The sequence below is a fragment of the Rhodobacteraceae bacterium M382 genome, from assembly GCA_025141015.1.
GTDB classification, from domain to species: Bacteria; Pseudomonadota; Alphaproteobacteria; order Rhodobacterales; family Rhodobacteraceae; genus Aliisedimentitalea; species Aliisedimentitalea scapharcae.
In genome coordinates, this window is sequence record CP081098.1 from 1696462 (window position 1) to 1712317 (window position 15856).

A 15856-nucleotide genomic window follows, 5' to 3' on the forward strand; every position below is an offset into this window, starting at 1 on the left:
CTCGGTGTCAAAGTATTCCCACGGGGCGCGGCAGCAGCGATAGGCTATCGCCGGTTTTGAGGGCAACCAGGGCTCTCTGCTGCCATTGGATCGGTTGCAGCATGGGCAAAACGCCAGCGATACGGACGGCCCAAATCTGCCGTTACCCGGCTTGTTGAACGCTGCGCTGCGGCTGCCCCTGTCCAGCCATGCGTGCCCAGCTCAAGACTGTGATGGCTCTAAGTCGTCGGAGGGGCGTGAACGTCGCCGGGCGATGCCAATCGCTTTCCGCTTTCACAAAGCCACGCTGCACTCTAAACACACTCATCTTCGCTATTCCGGGAAAAATCATGGCGCAAAAAGCCACTATTTATAAAGTCGAGCTTTCCGTTTCCGATATGGATCGTCATTATTATGAAACCCACAAGCTGACCGTTGCCAAACATCCTTCGGAGACGGATGAACGGCTGATGGTGCGTCTTCTCGCTTTTGCACTGAATGCCCATGAACAATTGGAACTTACGAAGGGCCTGTCAACTGATGATGAGCCTGACATTTGGCTCAAAAGCCTGAGTGGCGAGCTTGAATTGTGGGTGGCGTTGGGGCTTCCAAGCGAGAAGATCGTACGTCAATCTTGTGGCAAAGCCAAAGAGGTGATTGTCTATAGTTATGGCAGGACGGCCGAGGTGTGGTGGGAAAAAATCAAAAACAGCACCACCCGGTTTAATAACCTTCAGGTTGTCAATTTTTCAGAGACGGATACCAGTGACTTGGGAAACCTTGCAAGTCGCTCGATGAAGCTGCAGGTCAATATTCAGGATGGCGATGTGATGGTCAGTGTTGATGATAGCATCGTGTACGTGACCCAGACCAAATGGAAAAATGCAGTGTAGGCACGGGAGATTAAGCATCTGCTCTACTTCCGGATGATGCCATCATTTGGGGTCGCAACCAGCTTGCTCAACGCGGACGGCTCTTGACGATCATTCGTGCCCCACGCCGCGCATGTCTACGTCGAGCCGAAATCAAAAATGCTGCACAGTCAGGGAATGATACATATACTTCTCAATGGCGACTTCCGATTTGTGAGGCTTGGAGTTCAGTTTGCCCCGAAGATATGCAGATATCTATCCATCTGAGCCATTGCTGAACAGCGATGTGTTGGATCACCCGTCGGCGGCGGCGTTGATGTCTGTCCGGTATTTTCGAGCCGAACCCGACAGTATGCCGGAGGATGTTTTTTCCGAGCACCACGTGCTCTTGAACCTTCAAGACACCCCGCACCGTGTCCAAAACTGGCGCGATGGAAAGCTGCGTGATTTCACGTTCCACCAAGATGAAATTGTCGTTACTCCTGCTGGCATGCGGTCAGGCTGGCGCTGGTTTGCGCCATCGGATGTGATTGTCGTCACGCTTGATCCGAGCAAGATCGCACGATTTGCGCAATCCCAACTGGGGATACTGCTCGATCCACAACAGCTCTGCGATCTGCCCCAATTCACCGACGCCGATCTCTGCGCAGCAGGGGTCATCCTGCGCGACGCACTGGAAGATGACGACATTTCGTCTGCCGTGATGTTCGAGGCAATGAGCCGTGTGTTTCTCGTCAAGCTGCTACAGCGCTATGGCAAACGTCGCCCGGAAGAGGTGGAGCTCTCGGCCCGCTTCACATCGCAGCACTACCAGGCTGTGTTATCCCATGTACAAAGTCGGCTGGATCAAACGATTTCCGTTGAAGAGCTGGCAAAGGAGACGGGCATGAGCCCCTCCCATTTCGCTCGCGTCTTTAAGGAAACATTGGGAACAACTCCAATGCAGTTCGTCATGGCATATCGCATCGAGCAGTCCATCAAGATGATGGAAGACGCCACGCGACCGCTTGGGGATATCGCTCTGGCCTGCGGATTCTCGGATCAGGCGCATTTTACGCGCAGCTTCAAACAGCTTACAGGACGGACCCCGCGCGCGCATCGGGCCACTCAAAAGACCTAAAGCAGAATCCTTCAAAACTTAGGCGGGCAGGTGCAATTAATCCTGCCGGCCACCGCGTATCTCATTGGTTATCGGGCTTCGAGCCCACCCAGATCACCACGAGGAGATACCCCAATGAAAAAGCTTTCCGTTACAGCCGCCGCAGCTCTCATGGCGTCCACGGCCGCCATTGCTCAGGTCGAGACCCGTACCGTCACCTTCGAGAACGAAGGTGCCATCCTGTCCGGCACCTTATATCTGCCAGAAGAGCGTAACGACGCGCCGCTACCCACCGTCGTCGTGACCGGTGCCTGGACGTCCGTTCAAGAGCAAATGCCCGCGAACTATGCCCGCGAGATGGCCGAACGTGGCTTTGCTGCCTTCACCTTCGATTTCCGGGGGTGGGGCAAATCTGGCGACCTGCCGAACAGCTTGCGCTTTGTAGAAAGCCCCGAAGCCAAAACCTCGGACATCAAGGCCGCCTTCGAGTTTGTCGCAACCCTGCCCGAAGTCGACGTCGATCACATCAACGGTTTGGGGATCTGTGCGTCCGCTGGCTACATGGTCGATGCCGTTTCCGGCAATCCGCTGGTGCAGCGCCTTGGTCTGGTGGCGCCGTGGCTGCAAAACAAAGAGATCGTCGAAGCGGTCTATGGTGGCGCGCAAGGCGTTGCTGGCCTGATCGAAGTCTCTCACGGTGCTGAAGCCAAAGGTGGTGAGATCATTCCTGCCGCTGGTCCTGAGGGGGCCGAAGGCGTTCTGATGCCAATCGGTGGATACTACTACGAAGCCGACCGCGGTGCGATCCCGGAATATGACGACAAGTGGAACAATGCAGGATGGGAAGGTTGGCTGACATATCACCCTGCCGGCAATCCAGAACGCTTGGACAAACCGCTCTCCATTGTGCATTCCGAGAGCGCCGCTATTCCGCAGGGCGTGCAGACCTTCCTTGCAGGCTTTGCCGGTGATGCGACGGCACAGTGGCTGGAAGACGTGACCCAGTTCGATTTCTACGACAACCCCGAGGACGTCGCCCGAGCGGCTGAAACCATGGCCGAACACTTCCGCATTGGCCTTGACGGCTGACCTGATCAGGTAGGCGCCGGGCCAGGGGGATTGTTGCCATGCTGTCGGCAATCTCGAGGCGACGTGTTTCATCGTCCCCGGGCGTGACCTCTGGCCGGTTTCACGGCACACGCCTTGCGGTGTGCCGTTCCTGTTCAAACGGGTGGGAAAGCCTGGCCTCGGCGTCGTGGGCATCCATCGGTTCGCCGCAGTCGGGGCAGGTCATTTGTGGCCTTACGACTTGACCGCAGGTTTTGTGGACGATCAGCACGGGTGAAACCTCGGCGTTCAACCAGCGATCACCCCATTGTTTCAGCGCGATGATGAGCGTCCACAAGTCGCGCCCTTTCTCGGTCAGGCGGTATTCATGGCGTGGCGGGCGGACTGAATAGGGCGCACGCTGGATGATCTCTTGCGCTTCCAGTTTTTTCAAACGCTGCGACAGCAGGTGGGACGACATGCCCGTGAGGCGCAGGAAATCGTCAAATCGCCGGGTGCCGAGGAACATTTCCCGCACAATCAGAAGCGTCCATTCATCGCCCACCTGCGCAACAGCGCGTGCGATGGTGCAGGAGTGTGACGGAAGGTCAGAGCGGCTCATGAATGGTCACTTCATTTTTTGAATTGACTAGTTTCTAAAGTTGAAGTCTCCTGATTGTCAAACAAATCCCAAAGGGCTGCCCTGCAAGTGCTTTGCCCGAAGCTGGCACTTGGCCAGCAGGTCTCGGAGAGGTCCGTCATGAAAGTCTATTTTGCACCCCAATCGCGTGCCGTGCGCACTGTCTGGCTGCTCGAAGAAATCGGGCAGCCCTATGAGCTGGAGAAATTTACGCTGGGCCAGAAAGAAATGCGTGGCCCCGACTACACGGCGATAAACCCCAATGGCCGTGTTCCCACGCTGGTTGATGGGGACGTCACGATCACCGAGAGCACCGCGATCGCGCAGTATCTGGCAGCCAAATATGCCCCTGACCTTGGGCCCGGCCCTGAGGCCCAAAACTTTGCCGAATACCTGCAATGGCTGCACTATGCCGAGGGCATGATCATGCCGCCGATCAACACCTATGTGGTCGAAACCATCCTGTTGCCGCCTGAACGGCGCAATGATGAGATCGCGGCACGCGCACTCAAGCTTTTGAACCGCACACTTGCGGCCGTCGAACGCCACATGGAAGGTCGGGAATTTCTGGCCGGAGAGTTCACGATTGCAGACACGATAACGGGCCACGCGGTTCTCATGGCACGGCGCTTGGGGGCAGACTTTGCACATCTGCCGAACCTGACGGCCTATGCGGACCGGCTCGAGGCCAGGCCCGCCTTTCAGGCGGCAGAAACGGTATAGGCTAACGGTATGAGCGCAAAACCCATCTGTCTGATCATCGGTGCCGGGGACTATATCGGCGCAGCCATTGCCAAGCGTTTTGCCAGTGGTGGCTATCACGTCGTGATGGGCCGCCGCCGCGGGGAAAAATTCGCCCCGCTTATTGCCGAGATCGAAGCGGCAGGGGGCAGCGCCCAGGGCTTTACTTGGGACGCGCGCAAGGAAGAGACCGCTACAGAGATGTTCGCGCATGTCGAGGGTGAGATCGGACCGATAGACATCTGCATCTTCAATGTCGGTGGCAATGTTCGGTTTCCCATTCTCGAAACGACGGAACGCGTCTTTCGCAAGGTCTGGGAAATGTGCGCGTACGGCGCGTTTCTGACTGGGCGCGAAGCCGCGAAATACATGGTCGCGCGGCGACGCGGCTCGATCTTCTTCACTGGGGCAACCGCGTCGGTTCGTGGCAGTTCGGGATATGCCGCCTTTGCCTCGGGTAAATTCGCGCTGCGGGGACTGGCGCAATCGATGGCCCGTGAATTGGGGCCGCAAAACATCCATGTGGCGCATCTTGTCATTGATGCAGGCGTCGATACCGAATTCGTGCGTGATCGGATGCAGCAGGCGGGCAAGGACCCTGACAGCCTGCCACCAGACACGCTGATGAACCCCGAAAGCATTGCCGAAACCTATTGGACCCTGCATCACCAACAGCGCGATGGCTGGACGCACGAGCTGGATATCCGCCCCTACGCTGAAACATGGTGACCGTCGGCGGGGGGTGTGACCCCGCGCGCGCCAGCGCTCTCCCAAACCCACAGAAAGCGACGCAATGTTCGACCAATTGCTGAACGGGGTGCTCCCAGTCTTTGCGATTGGCGCGCTGGGCTTTGTCTTTGGTCTGCGTGGCATTTTTGATTTCAACATGGCCATGGCACTGAACAAATTCGTGATGTTCGTCGCGATGCCGGCACTGGGGTTTCGATTGCTGGCCAATGCCCCGCTGGGAGACTTCAACCTGGTCATGCTCGGCGGGTATTTTGTTACCGAATTGCTGATATATACCGCCGGTTTCCTGATCGCCCGGCGGATCTTCAAAGCAGATGTCATGGAGGCTGCTCTTCTGGGATCGGCCATCGCTCTGACCAACCACATCCTGTTCGTTCTGCCGATTGCGATCACCCTGTTTGGCGAAGGCGCAGTTACGCCGATTGTCGCCATCATCTCCATGGACGGGATGCTGATTTTCAGCGGGTCTTTGATCCTGATGGATGTTTTGGCGACCAAGGATGCTTCTCTTGGGCACACAATTGGCAAGATCGCGCGCAATCCTCCCTTGGTTGCCATGGCACTTGGGCTTGTTGTCGGCGTGCTGGGCTTGTCGGTGCCCAGGGGCTTTGACGTCTTCACGGACTTTCTGGGCGGCACGGCGTCGCCGGTGCTGTTGTTCGCGCTTGGCGTCATTCTGAGCCGGAAGGCCAGCGGGTCCCGACCTATGTTGCCGGTGGTCATCACAGGTGTGAAGCTGGTGGTTCACCCGTTGCTCGCCTGGGTGATTTTTGCCGGTGTTCTGCAACTGGCACCCGAGGAGCGCAACCCGGCCATGATGGTGGCAGCTGCGCCTTGTGGGGTCATGGCCTTCATGATGGCACTGAACTATGGCGTGCGGGTTGACGCCATCGCCCGTGCCATTCTTTATTCATCGATAGGATCTTTGGTCACAGTGACACTGGCAGCAGCGCTATAGTGCGGCAGACAAATGAAAATTGTAGCAAGGAGAAAACATGACAGATAGTTTTTCAGGCGGCTGTGCCTGCGGTGCGATCCGCTATACCTCTTCAGGTCCTGCACGATACATGGGCAATTGTCATTGCCGCCATTGTCAGCAGGCCACCGGGGGTGCCTATTTCCCCGCGGTTCTGGTTAAGCAATCCGATTTCAAAATCGAGCAGGGTGAGCCAAGCTGGTTTGAACGCCCAGCCGATCGTGGACATGCCATGCGCCGGGGTTTTTGTGCGACATGCGGCTCGCCATTGTTTCTGATTAACGGTGCGGGCGAAGGGGCGATCGTGATTTATGCAGGCAGCCTGGACGATCCGAGTTGGTACGCGCCCAGTCGTGACATCTTTGTAAAGAGCGCGCAGCCTTGGGACGTGATGGATCCGAACCTGCCAAAGTCCGATGAGATGCCCCGATAGGAACACAAGCCCTCGGCATGGATATTTTTGCGAGACTTGGAACACTTCCGCCTCGAACGCTGGGGCGGATTGATCTGCAAGGTCAGGTCCAATTCACGGACTCCCGACCATGCAGATCAATGCGCGACGTCGCACTGCGAGTGTTATCCGCGCCCTGCACAGCCCAAAATTCATGCACAGCGCCAGGCCCCTGAAGTGGTCGCACCACCGTGGCAACCGGGGCAGGTCAATCATCCAGCGGAATAAGCCCCGATTTTGGACGTCGTCAGCCTGTTGTTGACCAACGCTTCGGCAAATGTCACCGCCGCCGAAACACCGTCGATAACCGGCAAACCAAAATCCACACTGAGTTGCGCCATCAGATCGGCCATTCCCGCGCACCCCAGAACAATCGCTTCGGCGTTGTCCTGTTCGATTGCCTGGCGGATTTCAGAGCGAATTTTGAGCAGGGTTTCAGGATCACCGTCCTCGAGTTTGAGCACAGGTATGTCCGTGGCCCTGACGCGCGCACATTTCCGGGACAGGCCATAACGCATCAGATTGTTTTCCAGCCCCGGAACCGAGCGGGACAGGGTGGTGATGACGCTGAATTTGGTCGCGACCATACCTGCCGCGTGATAGGCGGCTTCGCCGATACCCAAGACAGGAACCGAAACCAGAGAGCGCACGGCATCCAGCCCGGTATCATCAAAGCAGGCAATGACGATCGCATCCACATCCGGATGTCTTGCGACTTCATCCAGAAGACCTGGAACGCATGTTGCGACGTCCAGAAAGCCCTGAATGCTGGCCGGTCCGCTTTGCGAGTTTGCGGCAACGATTTCGGTGTCATCGCGCGCCACAGAGCGCGCGGCAGCTGCAATCTTCTGTGTCATCGAGACAGTGGTATTGGGGTTAATGACTAGGATTTTCATGTCCGATCAGACCTCGCCGCCCAAATACGCTGCCTTGATCCGGTCATCGTGCAGCAATTCCTTGGACTTGCCTTCGATCACCACATTGCCGGTGGCCATGGCATAGGCGCGGTGCGAAATGCTGAGCGCCATGCGCGAATTCTGTTCCACCAGCAGCACGGACACCCCTTCGTCGCGGTTGATAGCAACGATTGAACGGGCAATGTCCTGAACCAGCTTGGGCGCGATCCCCAGGCTGGGTTCATCCAGCAGCAACAGCTTGGGTTTGGCCATCAGGGCGCGCCCGATCACCATCATCTGCTGTTCGCCGCCCGACAATGTGCCAGCCGCCTGTGTGTAGCGTTCCTTGAGCCGCGGAAAGCGGGTCAGAATGCTGTCCAAGGTGGTCTGGATGTCGGCCTTGTTGGTGCGGGTGAAGGCCCCCATCATCAGGTTGTCCTTGACCGACATGAATGGAAACACCCGCCGCCCTTCGGGCACCATGGCAATGCCGCGTTTGACGATGCTGGACGGATTGACACCATCCACGCGGTCGCCTTCGAACGTGACAGAGCCTTTGACCGGATTGGCCAGCCCGGTAATGGCGCGCAGGATCGACGATTTCCCGGCACCATTGGCACCGATCAACGCAACGGTTTCGCCCTGGTTGACGGTCAGCGACACCCCCTTCAGCGCATAGACATGGTCGTAATACAGCTCGACGTCTTTGAAATCCAACAGTGCTGTCATGGCTTACATCCCGATTTCATCATCGACACTGCCCAGATAGGCTTCGATGACTTTTTCATTGTTCTGGATTTCCGACGGTGTGCCTTCGGCGATCTTTTCGCCAAAGTTCAACACGACGATCCGGTCCGAAATCGTCATGACTGCGGGCATATCGTGTTCCACCAGCATGATGGTCACGCCACGTTCGTCACGCACCGAACGTACCAGATCGACCATGTTCATGGTTTCATCATGGTTCATGCCTGCAAAAGGTTCGTCCAGAAGCAGAACCTTGGGGTCTGTTGCCAGACCGATGGCGATGCCCAACGCGCGCAGATTGCCCTGGGGCAGGTTGCTGGCCAGTTCGTTGCTGATCGCGGACATGCCCAGAAAGTCGAGCAGCTCGTCGGCGTATTGGCCAAAGGCAGTAACGTCTTCCCTGGCGGTTTTGGACCCCCAGAAGTACCCGGCCAGCGACGCCTTGGCGCGCAGATGCTGGGCCACGACCACGCTTTCACGCACAGTCATGCTTTTGAAGATCGTGGTTTCCTGGAACGTTCGAACGATGCCTTTTCGCGCCACGATGTGCGGTTTGAGGTTGGAAATCCTTTCGCCGCGGTACAGCACCTCGCCTGTTGTGGTGGGGGTAAACGAGGAGATCATCTTGAACAAGGTCGATTTCCCGGCCCCATTGGGCCCGATCACCGACAGGATTTCGTTTTCGGAAACGTCAAAGTTGATGTCGTTGTTTGCGGTCAAGCCACCGTATTTTTTGGTCACGTTTTTGACCTGTAGCAGAGCGCTCATTTTTCACCCCCTTTGCCGATACGCAGGCTCAGCAGCCCATTGGGGAGAAAACGGATCACCGCGATCAGGATGATCGAATAGACCAGCATCTGGTACTTCCCGAGCTCGAACAAAAGGTCCCAGCCAAAGTAGAGCACCAGCGTGCCCAGCATCGGACCAAAGACATACCCCAGCCCACCCAAAAAGCAGTTGAGCATGAAGTTTACCGAGTCCGCGACCTGAAAGCTGGAAGGATAGACCGACTGGGCGATGGATCCGAACATTGCTCCGCCGATGCCGCCAAAGAAGCTGGATATGGCAAAGACGACGATGCGGATATATGAGATGTTGACACCGATCGAGCTGGCCAATTCCTCGTTCTGCTGCATGGACCGGCACAGATGACCCAACCGTGAGTTCACCAGACGATAAAGGGCGGCATAGGTGGCAATCATCAGAATGCAGGCCGTGTAGTAGAACGCAAGTTTGGTGTTGGCCATGGCGGCGAAATCAGGGATCAGCGGGATACCCAGGATTGACATGCCCGCGGGCAGGGGGATCGACGAAATCCCCTTGGCCCCATTGGTGATGGGCAGGGCCAGAGCGGTCAGCGTCACCACCTGGGTCAGAACCAGGGTGATCATCGCGAAATAGACGCCGCGCAACCGCAGGATCGGCAGGCCGATCACCACCGCGACCAGGGCCGCGAACAATCCAGCCGCGGGCAGCGAGATCCAGAACGACCACCCGGCCTTGACCACCAGAATGGCCGACACATAGGCCCCGATCAGGGCAAAGGCACCCTGACCGATGTTGATGCGGCCGATGTAGAAGGTCAGCCAGACCCCGGCGCTTGCGATGGCCAGAAGCGCGACCGACGTGAGCGTAAAGTAAAAGTCCCAACGCCCCGTTGCCCCGATGATCAGCGGCACGCCGACAAAGATGGCAAACAGGAACACTCCGACGCCAATCAGTTGTTTTGCAGAGAATTTCATCATCAGATCAACCCCACGGCTTGCCCATCAGGCCCTGAGGCCGGATGGCAAGAAAGATCATCAGCGACACGAAAATCAGCAGATAGGTGATGTCGCCATATTGCGAGAGAACCGCCAGGCCGATAGCCTCCATGAAGCCAAGAATAATGCCCCCCCAGATCGCTCCGGAGATCACGCCGGCTCCACCGATCATCACCATCATGAATGCCTTGATTGATGTTGGTCCGCCCATGCCCAGATTCACGCCGGTGATGGTCACCAGCAGGCCACCGACCAGCCCGGCCAGCATCGCGCCGAGCGCAAAGCCGATCATCGAATAGCGGTCCACATTCACCCCCATCAACTGGGCAGCCGTGCGGTCCTGGGCCAGCGCACGCAGGGCGCGACCGGTTTTGGTGTATTGCATCAACCCGATGAATGCGACAATCGACAGGATCGCCAGAACACAGATCAATATCCGGTCATAGGGCATGATCAGGCGGAAATCATAGTTGAACACGCCATCGACGATCTTTGGGACACCGCGTTGTTTCTCTCCGAACACCAACAGGATCACCGCGTCGAGCAGAAAGGCGATCCCGGCGGCCAGCAGCATCGTGCTTTCCTCGCGGGCGGATGCCTTGATCACAGGGGCAAACAGGAGTTTTTCGATCAGCGCGCCCAGAATGGCCAGGGTGACGCAGGACATGATCAGGGCGAGCACAAACGGCACACCCCACTGGCCATAGAATGTATAGGTGACGAAACCGCCGATCACATACATTTGGCCATGAGCAAAATTGAGGACATTCATCAGGGCGAAAATCAGGGTCAGACCTAACGCGATCATTGCGTATTGGGACCCCAGATAGACACCATTAGCCAATATCTGTTCCATGACGGCTTTCTTTCTTGGAAAAGCCCCGGGCCAGAACGGCCCGGGAAAGTCTGCTCAGGAAAAACCTGGCAAGGGGAGTTGGTCTTAGTCGACTTCGGCAACGAACAGCGTTTCAAACGCACCGTCGCGATAGACATTCACCACCAGCGGCACAGCCACCTGACGGCGCTGACCAAAGGACGACATCCCCACATAGCGCAGCTTGGCGTCGCCATTCATATAGGGGTTGGGAGCCTCGAATGTGTCCATGGTGGTCTGGAACGACCCCACATCATTGATGGCCGCCGGATCCGCCTTGAGCGTTTCCAGGATATATTCCAGGGCATAAACCTTGGTGTTGGATTCATCGTTATATTCGCCGAACATATCTGTGTAACGCTGGACGAATTCTTTCATCATGGGCGAGGCCAGTTCCGGCGTGGACGCACCGCCGACCGAAATGAACCCATTGGCCAGATCCCCAGCCCCTTCGGCCAGAACACCGGCATCCTGCGCGGTTTCAGTGGAAATCAATCCTTGGAAACCCAACTCGCGCGCCGAGCGGATCAGCTGGGGCGCATTTGCAGGCGATACCCCGGACAGCACCAACAAATCGGGGCGTGTGCGCATGATCGGGGTCAGAACCGGGGTGAAATCCGTGGTATCGACCTGATAGGTCACATTGTCAGAGACCACCTCCAACCCCAGCGCCTTTGCCGCCGCAACGCCGCCGTCGCGTTGGCTCAGCGGGTCGGATTCATTTGCTGCGATGAAGGCGACGGTTTTGACGCCTTCGTTTTCCATCAGGTGTTTATAGATCGCGGGGCCAGACTGGTAATTCGCCACCATGCCCAGAACCGCGTTGGATGCGGGCGCTGTGTACAGCGATTTGGGGAAGGCATAGGGGAAATACATGATGCCGTTGGCCTCGGCCACCGGGCGCACGGCTGCCGCGCCGTCATCGACATTGGGGCCGACCACGTAGTGGATGCCTTCCTGGGCCATCTTTTCCATACCGGCAATGGCGCGTTTGGGGTCTTTCTGATCGTCAAATGACACGATTTCGATGTCATAGGTTGTGCCGCCGATGGTGTAGCCACCGGTTTCGTTCAACCAGGCCGCGCGGGCCTCCATCGAACGCTGGTTTGAAATCCCCCAAGCCGCAGCCGGACCGCTGGTCACGCCAACAAAGCCGATTTTTAGGACTGGATTTTCCGCAACAACTGTCGTGGCCTGGACCGCTGTGAGTGCCACAGCTGTCACCGCTGCCTTTATCAGTGTTCTACGTTGCATTTTCATCTCCCGTTGAATTCGATTTCAGCGCCTTGGGCACCGTTATTGATCGGCAAATCTGATGGGCGCATCACGTCTGCCGCGCCTTGACTTCACGATTGTTAACAATTTTTGTCAACACAATTTGCACAAGTGGTCGACAAAAAGCTCTCGCACTTGGTGCAAGGCTGACTTAAAGTTTAGATGTATCGGGTGCCCCCGGTGCCGTCCAACCAGACGTAGTTGAAAGGTTTCAGAGTGAGCACCAAATCTCAGCCAACCGGCCCAGGTGAAAAGGATATTTCATTTGAACCGGACGAAAATCTGATCGTCGAGCGAATCTATAAGGCCGTGATGGAACAGCGGTTGGCGCCGAACACGAAGCTGAGCGAAGCGCGCCTGTGCGAGACTTTTGGTGTGGGGCGTATGCGGGTTCGTCGGGCGCTTTTGTTGCTGTCCAGTCAGGGAATCATCGACCTACAGTCGAATCGTGGTGCGTTCGTCGCCTGTCCGGACAAATCCGAAGCCAACGATGTTTTTGCTGCCCGGATGCTGATCGAGCCGCCGCTGGTTCGGCAACTGGCACAGCAGGCGAGCAAGGCCAGCTTGACGCTTTTGTCTGATCATATTGCGCTAGAGGATGATGCCCACAAGGGAAACGAACGCACCGAAATAATCCGTCTGTCCGGTGAATTTCATACAAAGCTCGCGCAAGCGACCGGAAACAACTTTATCACACGCATGATGCGAGAGCTGGTCACGCGCACGTCTTTGATTGTCGGTCTGTTCGGTTCGTCAGAAAACGCCATTTGCCCGGATGACGAACACATCAGAATACTCGAAGCGATAGAGGCCCGGGACCCGGACCGGGCCGAACAGCTGCTGATTTCGCATCTGAATCATATTCAACACGGTTTGGATATGGATGTACGACGCCAGCCAGAGGACGATCTGGCCCATATTCTGGGATCCACCTGATCGTATTCTCGCGTTGATCACAGGCATTTCGCCTGGCGCGCAGATAAACAACACCGGGCTTTGCAACGTCGGCGGAACAAGTGTCCCAGGATCGCGCCGCCCATCTTCCTTGGCGTAGACCTGTTGCTCCGGGAGGCCCGTTGCGGGTTTGCAGGTGCCGCAAAACCTGCGGGTTACAGCGGGTCAGAGATGTGAAAGCGTAGCCAACTGTATGGTTGTGTTGGGCAAAACCACATCCTACTATCCTCGGGATTAATGACCTTCGCCTATTTTACAGGAGCGCACCGCGATTTTTCGACAGGCCAGAATTGTCCACGGCTTGGCGAAGAGGACGCGCTGCGACATTGGAGTTAGAACATGCCGCGCGGTTTCAAACCCGAAATAACTTTAGCCAGAGACACGTTGATGTCACTGATGTGCGTCGCAGTGACGGCGATCATGGTTTTTCTGATGGCGCCGGTCGCCAATGCACAAGCCGTGGACACGACACAGTTGCAGCAGACTGTTGATGATCTGTCATCGACGCTGAACCAGGACCAGGTCAATGCCCTGAGCCAGTTCCTGACAGCCATGTCCCAGGAAACGTCGGCGGTTCCCGTCGCGGACGGGGAACAGCCGACTTTGATAGGGGCCTTGAAAACCGCGGCGGTGAATTTTGTTTCCTATGTCAAAGCCAGCTTTGGAATTCTACCCAGCTTCATCGCGACATTGTTGGCGGCTTTTGGCGGGTTTATTGCCACGATGGGCATCGGTGGGCTCAGCTTGTTTGCGCTCAAGCTGGCAGCGGCTGTAGCGGTCGGTTTCGGCGCGAGCATGTTGGCCAGCTTTGTGGTCTCCAAGCTGCGGCGCAACTTGAATGTTCATGATGAGATCGGGGATGAATTGGGCGATCAGGTCAGAACGTTGACCTTGCGCTTCTTTATGGATGGGGCCGGTTTGATTGCCTTTGCGATTGCGTCGCTCGCCGTGGCGCGCCTTATTTTTACCATGCCGAATGACGCGACATTGGCGGCGTCGATGATTTCGCTACTGTTGTTGACCCCTCTGATCGCCCGGGCGATTTTCCGGTTTCTGCTGGCACCGCATCGGCCGGACCTGCGTACGGTCACGACTGATGATTGGACAGCCCAGTTCATTTCACGCAGCTTTGTCGGGATTGCGTTCGTTGGGGGGGCCGCATTTTTTGTGAACGGCCAGATGATGGATGCGTCGCTGGAGTGGAAAAATGGCCTGCGGTTTTATGCCGGGTTCGCCATTCATGCCTGGATCATCTATGTGACCTGGCGTGCGCGGGCCGGGTTGACATCTATTCTGCTGGGCAATGATGACAACCAGACAACCGGGTTGGCGCGGATGGCGGCCTGGTGGCCCAAGGTCACCATGATCCTGGTGTCGCTCAACTGGTTGACCATGCAGATCCTGATCGCAAACGATGTGCGTTCAATCACTCCAGTGGCCAGCGTATCGGGGTTGGTTCTGGTGGTTGCTGCACCGTTTCTGGACACGGTCCTGCGCGGCTTCGTCAATCACTTTGTTCCCAAACCGGACTCCACCAGCCAGGTCGCGATCGAGGCAAGCCAGAAAATCCGCTTTAGCTATGTTCGTATCGGCCGGGTGCTGTTGATTACGTCTTTGGTTTTGATGATCGGTAAACTTTGGGGACTGGGTGTCGGAAACCTGCAAGAAGGCAGCATGGGTCAGAAGGTGGCTCTGAACGGCATCGAGGCGCTGTTGGTGGTTGCCGTCGGTTATATCATCTGGGAGATTCTGAACCTCTGGGTGAACAACCGTCTGGCCGAAGAAACCGGAGGAGCCGAACAAACCAGCGAAGATGCCGAAGCTGGTGGTGCAGGCAAAAGCCGTCTGGTTTCGGTCTTGCCGCTGATCCATATGGCGGCTCAGGCGACGATTATTACCATCACGGCCCTGCTGACGATCTCGCAGTTCGGGATTGATATTGCCCCGTTGCTCGCTGGGGCGGGCGTGTTGGGGCTGGCCATTGGTTTTGGGGCCCAGACCCTGGTCAAGGATGTGGTGTCGGGCGTGTTCTTCCTGCTGGATGATGCGTTCCGGTTGGGTGAATTCGTCGATGTCGGCGGGACATTGGGCGCGATCGAAAGCATCTCTGTGCGGTCATTGCGTCTGCGCGATGCCACCGGCCCGGTGCATATCGTACCCTATGGCGAAATTGCCAAGCTGACCAACCACAGCCGTGACTATGTGATCATGAAGCTCAAGTTTACCGTGCCGTTTGACACCGACCTTGAGAAAGTGCGCAAGCTGTTCAAGAAGATCGGTCAGGAATTGATGGCGGATCCGGCCCATGCAGAAAACATGCTGGCACCGTTCAAATCCCAGGGGGTCGCGGATGTGAATGACGTGGGTATTGTGCTGCGCGGTAAGTTTACCGCAAAACCGGGCACCCAATTCATGATGCGCAAGGACATCTACAACAAGGTTCAAAAAGCGTTCGAAGAGAACGGGATTGAATTTGCCCGCAAGGAAGTTCGGGTGAATATGCCCGAAGGGCACGACCAGCATCCATTGACAGAAGAACAGAAGAAAACGTTGTCTGCGGCTGTGGCCGAGGCGGCGGAACCCGCCGATCAGGGCGCAGGCTCGGCCGCACCAAAGGATGATCGCTGATCTTTTGATCCGGACGCGCGGCCGCCATTGACGCCGGCCTTCGTAACAATCGTCAAATGCCCCGGGCTGGTCTGGCCCGGGGCATTTGCGTTTCTACTGTTTAAGGTGCCGCAACGGTTTTCTGGTTCCTGGCCGGTGAACCGCCTAGGTTGCAAGCAAGGGTT

General features: G+C 56.9%; 16 protein-coding genes. 9 read left to right on the plus strand and 7 right to left on the minus strand.

Features of this window, described 5'->3' with window-relative positions:
* Positions 1-329 precede the first annotated feature (329 nt).
* The 3 genes from K3727_07760 (at position 330) to K3727_07770 (ending at position 3039) form a co-directional block, all read left to right on the plus strand.
* Positions 330-872 (plus strand): YaeQ family protein, encoded by a 543-nt coding sequence (locus K3727_07760; protein UWQ92664.1) that lies wholly within the window; start codon positions 330-332, stop codon positions 870-872.
* A gap of 211 nt (positions 873-1083) precedes the next feature.
* Positions 1084-1971, plus strand: a complete 888-nt coding sequence (locus tag K3727_07765) for a helix-turn-helix transcriptional regulator (GenBank protein UWQ92665.1) — start codon at positions 1084-1086, stop codon at positions 1969-1971.
* A gap of 114 nt (positions 1972-2085) precedes the next feature.
* Positions 2086-3039, plus strand: coding sequence for an alpha/beta hydrolase (locus K3727_07770; protein UWQ92666.1), 954 nt, complete (start codon positions 2086-2088; stop codon positions 3037-3039).
* Positions 3040-3139: 100 nt separating this feature from the next.
* Here K3727_07770 and K3727_07775 read toward each other — a convergent pair whose 3' ends face one another.
* Positions 3140-3619: a helix-turn-helix transcriptional regulator gene (locus tag K3727_07775; GenBank protein UWQ92667.1), complete on the minus strand. Its 480-nt coding sequence runs from the start codon at positions 3617-3619 to the stop codon at positions 3140-3142.
* A 138-nt stretch (positions 3620-3757) separates the two neighbouring features.
* Between K3727_07775 and K3727_07780 the strand changes: the two genes are divergently transcribed.
* The 4 genes from K3727_07780 (at position 3758) to K3727_07795 (ending at position 6537) form a co-directional block, all read left to right on the plus strand.
* A complete protein-coding gene (locus tag K3727_07780; GenBank protein ID UWQ92668.1) occupies positions 3758-4360 on the plus strand; it encodes a glutathione S-transferase family protein in 603 nt (200 codons plus the stop codon).
* A gap of 9 nt (positions 4361-4369) precedes the next feature.
* Positions 4370-5107 (plus strand): SDR family oxidoreductase, encoded by a 738-nt coding sequence (locus K3727_07785; protein ID UWQ92669.1) that lies wholly within the window; start codon positions 4370-4372, stop codon positions 5105-5107.
* A gap of 64 nt (positions 5108-5171) precedes the next feature.
* Positions 5172-6086, plus strand: a complete 915-nt coding sequence (locus K3727_07790; GenBank protein ID UWQ92670.1) for an AEC family transporter — start codon at positions 5172-5174, stop codon at positions 6084-6086.
* A 37-nt stretch (positions 6087-6123) separates the two neighbouring features.
* Entirely contained in the window at positions 6124-6537 is a 414-nt protein-coding gene (locus K3727_07795; protein UWQ92671.1) for a GFA family protein, read from the plus strand.
* Positions 6538-6767: 230 nt separating this feature from the next.
* Here the strand turns inward: K3727_07795 and K3727_07800 are convergent, their stop codons facing one another.
* The 6 genes from K3727_07800 to K3727_07825 all read right to left on the minus strand — a co-directional run bounded on the left by K3727_07800 (position 6768) and on the right by K3727_07825 (position 12089).
* Positions 6768-7451, minus strand: a complete 684-nt coding sequence (locus tag K3727_07800) for an aspartate/glutamate racemase family protein (protein ID UWQ92672.1) — start codon at positions 7449-7451, stop codon at positions 6768-6770.
* Between the two features lie 6 nt (positions 7452-7457).
* Positions 7458-8180: an ABC transporter ATP-binding protein gene (locus tag K3727_07805; GenBank protein UWQ92673.1), complete on the minus strand. Its 723-nt coding sequence runs from the start codon at positions 8178-8180 to the stop codon at positions 7458-7460.
* Between the two features lie 3 nt (positions 8181-8183).
* Positions 8184-8966, minus strand: coding sequence for an ABC transporter ATP-binding protein (locus K3727_07810; GenBank protein ID UWQ92674.1), 783 nt, complete (start codon positions 8964-8966; stop codon positions 8184-8186).
* A complete protein-coding gene (locus tag K3727_07815; GenBank protein UWQ92675.1) occupies positions 8963-9943 on the minus strand; it encodes a branched-chain amino acid ABC transporter permease in 981 nt (326 codons plus the stop codon). Before K3727_07815 ends, K3727_07810 begins: the two co-directional genes overlap by 4 nt.
* A gap of 4 nt (positions 9944-9947) precedes the next feature.
* A complete protein-coding gene (locus K3727_07820) occupies positions 9948-10817 on the minus strand; it encodes a branched-chain amino acid ABC transporter permease (GenBank protein ID UWQ92676.1) in 870 nt (289 codons plus the stop codon).
* An 84-nt stretch (positions 10818-10901) separates the two neighbouring features.
* Positions 10902-12089 carry an ABC transporter substrate-binding protein gene (locus K3727_07825; protein UWQ92677.1) on the minus strand — a complete coding sequence of 396 codons (1188 nt, stop codon included), beginning with the start codon at positions 12087-12089 and terminating at the stop codon, positions 10902-10904.
* Positions 12090-12422: 333 nt separating this feature from the next.
* On the opposite strand from K3727_07825, the gene K3727_07830 reads away from it, so the two are divergent.
* On the plus strand, positions 12423-13046 hold the full coding sequence (locus tag K3727_07830; GenBank protein ID UWQ93310.1) for a GntR family transcriptional regulator: 624 nt from the start codon (positions 12423-12425) through the stop codon (positions 13044-13046).
* 405 nt (positions 13047-13451) lie between these two features.
* Positions 13452-15692, plus strand: a complete 2241-nt coding sequence (locus tag K3727_07835; GenBank protein UWQ92678.1) for a mechanosensitive ion channel — start codon at positions 13452-13454, stop codon at positions 15690-15692.
* Positions 15693-15856: the final 164 nt, after the last annotated feature.

Excerpts from the sequence above, each read along its gene's own strand:
- K3727_07780 (UWQ92668.1), top strand. The coding sequence starts at position 3,758 with ATGAAAGTCTATTTTGCACCCCAATCGCGTGCCGTGCGCACTGTCTGG.
- K3727_07825 (UWQ92677.1), bottom strand. The coding sequence starts at position 12,089 with ATGCAACGTAGAACACTGATAAAGGCAGCGGTGACAGCTGTGGCACTC.
- K3727_07820 (UWQ92676.1), bottom strand. The coding sequence starts at position 10,817 with ATGGAACAGATATTGGCTAATGGTGTCTATCTGGGGTCCCAATACGCA.
- K3727_07775 (UWQ92667.1), bottom strand. The coding sequence starts at position 3,619 with ATGAGCCGCTCTGACCTTCCGTCACACTCCTGCACCATCGCACGCGCT.
- K3727_07815 (UWQ92675.1), bottom strand. The coding sequence starts at position 9,943 with ATGATGAAATTCTCTGCAAAACAACTGATTGGCGTCGGAGTGTTCCTG.
- K3727_07835 (UWQ92678.1), top strand. The coding sequence starts at position 13,452 with ATGTCACTGATGTGCGTCGCAGTGACGGCGATCATGGTTTTTCTGATG.
- K3727_07830 (UWQ93310.1), top strand. The coding sequence starts at position 12,423 with ATGGAACAGCGGTTGGCGCCGAACACGAAGCTGAGCGAAGCGCGCCTG.
- K3727_07810 (UWQ92674.1), bottom strand. The coding sequence starts at position 8,966 with ATGAGCGCTCTGCTACAGGTCAAAAACGTGACCAAAAAATACGGTGGC.
- K3727_07805 (UWQ92673.1), bottom strand. The coding sequence starts at position 8,180 with ATGACAGCACTGTTGGATTTCAAAGACGTCGAGCTGTATTACGACCAT.
- K3727_07785 (UWQ92669.1), top strand. The coding sequence starts at position 4,370 with ATGAGCGCAAAACCCATCTGTCTGATCATCGGTGCCGGGGACTATATC.
- K3727_07770 (UWQ92666.1), top strand. The coding sequence starts at position 2,086 with ATGAAAAAGCTTTCCGTTACAGCCGCCGCAGCTCTCATGGCGTCCACG.
- K3727_07790 (UWQ92670.1), top strand. The coding sequence starts at position 5,172 with ATGTTCGACCAATTGCTGAACGGGGTGCTCCCAGTCTTTGCGATTGGC.
- K3727_07795 (UWQ92671.1), top strand. The coding sequence starts at position 6,124 with ATGACAGATAGTTTTTCAGGCGGCTGTGCCTGCGGTGCGATCCGCTAT.
- K3727_07800 (UWQ92672.1), bottom strand. The coding sequence starts at position 7,451 with ATGAAAATCCTAGTCATTAACCCCAATACCACTGTCTCGATGACACAG.
- K3727_07760 (UWQ92664.1), top strand. The coding sequence starts at position 330 with ATGGCGCAAAAAGCCACTATTTATAAAGTCGAGCTTTCCGTTTCCGAT.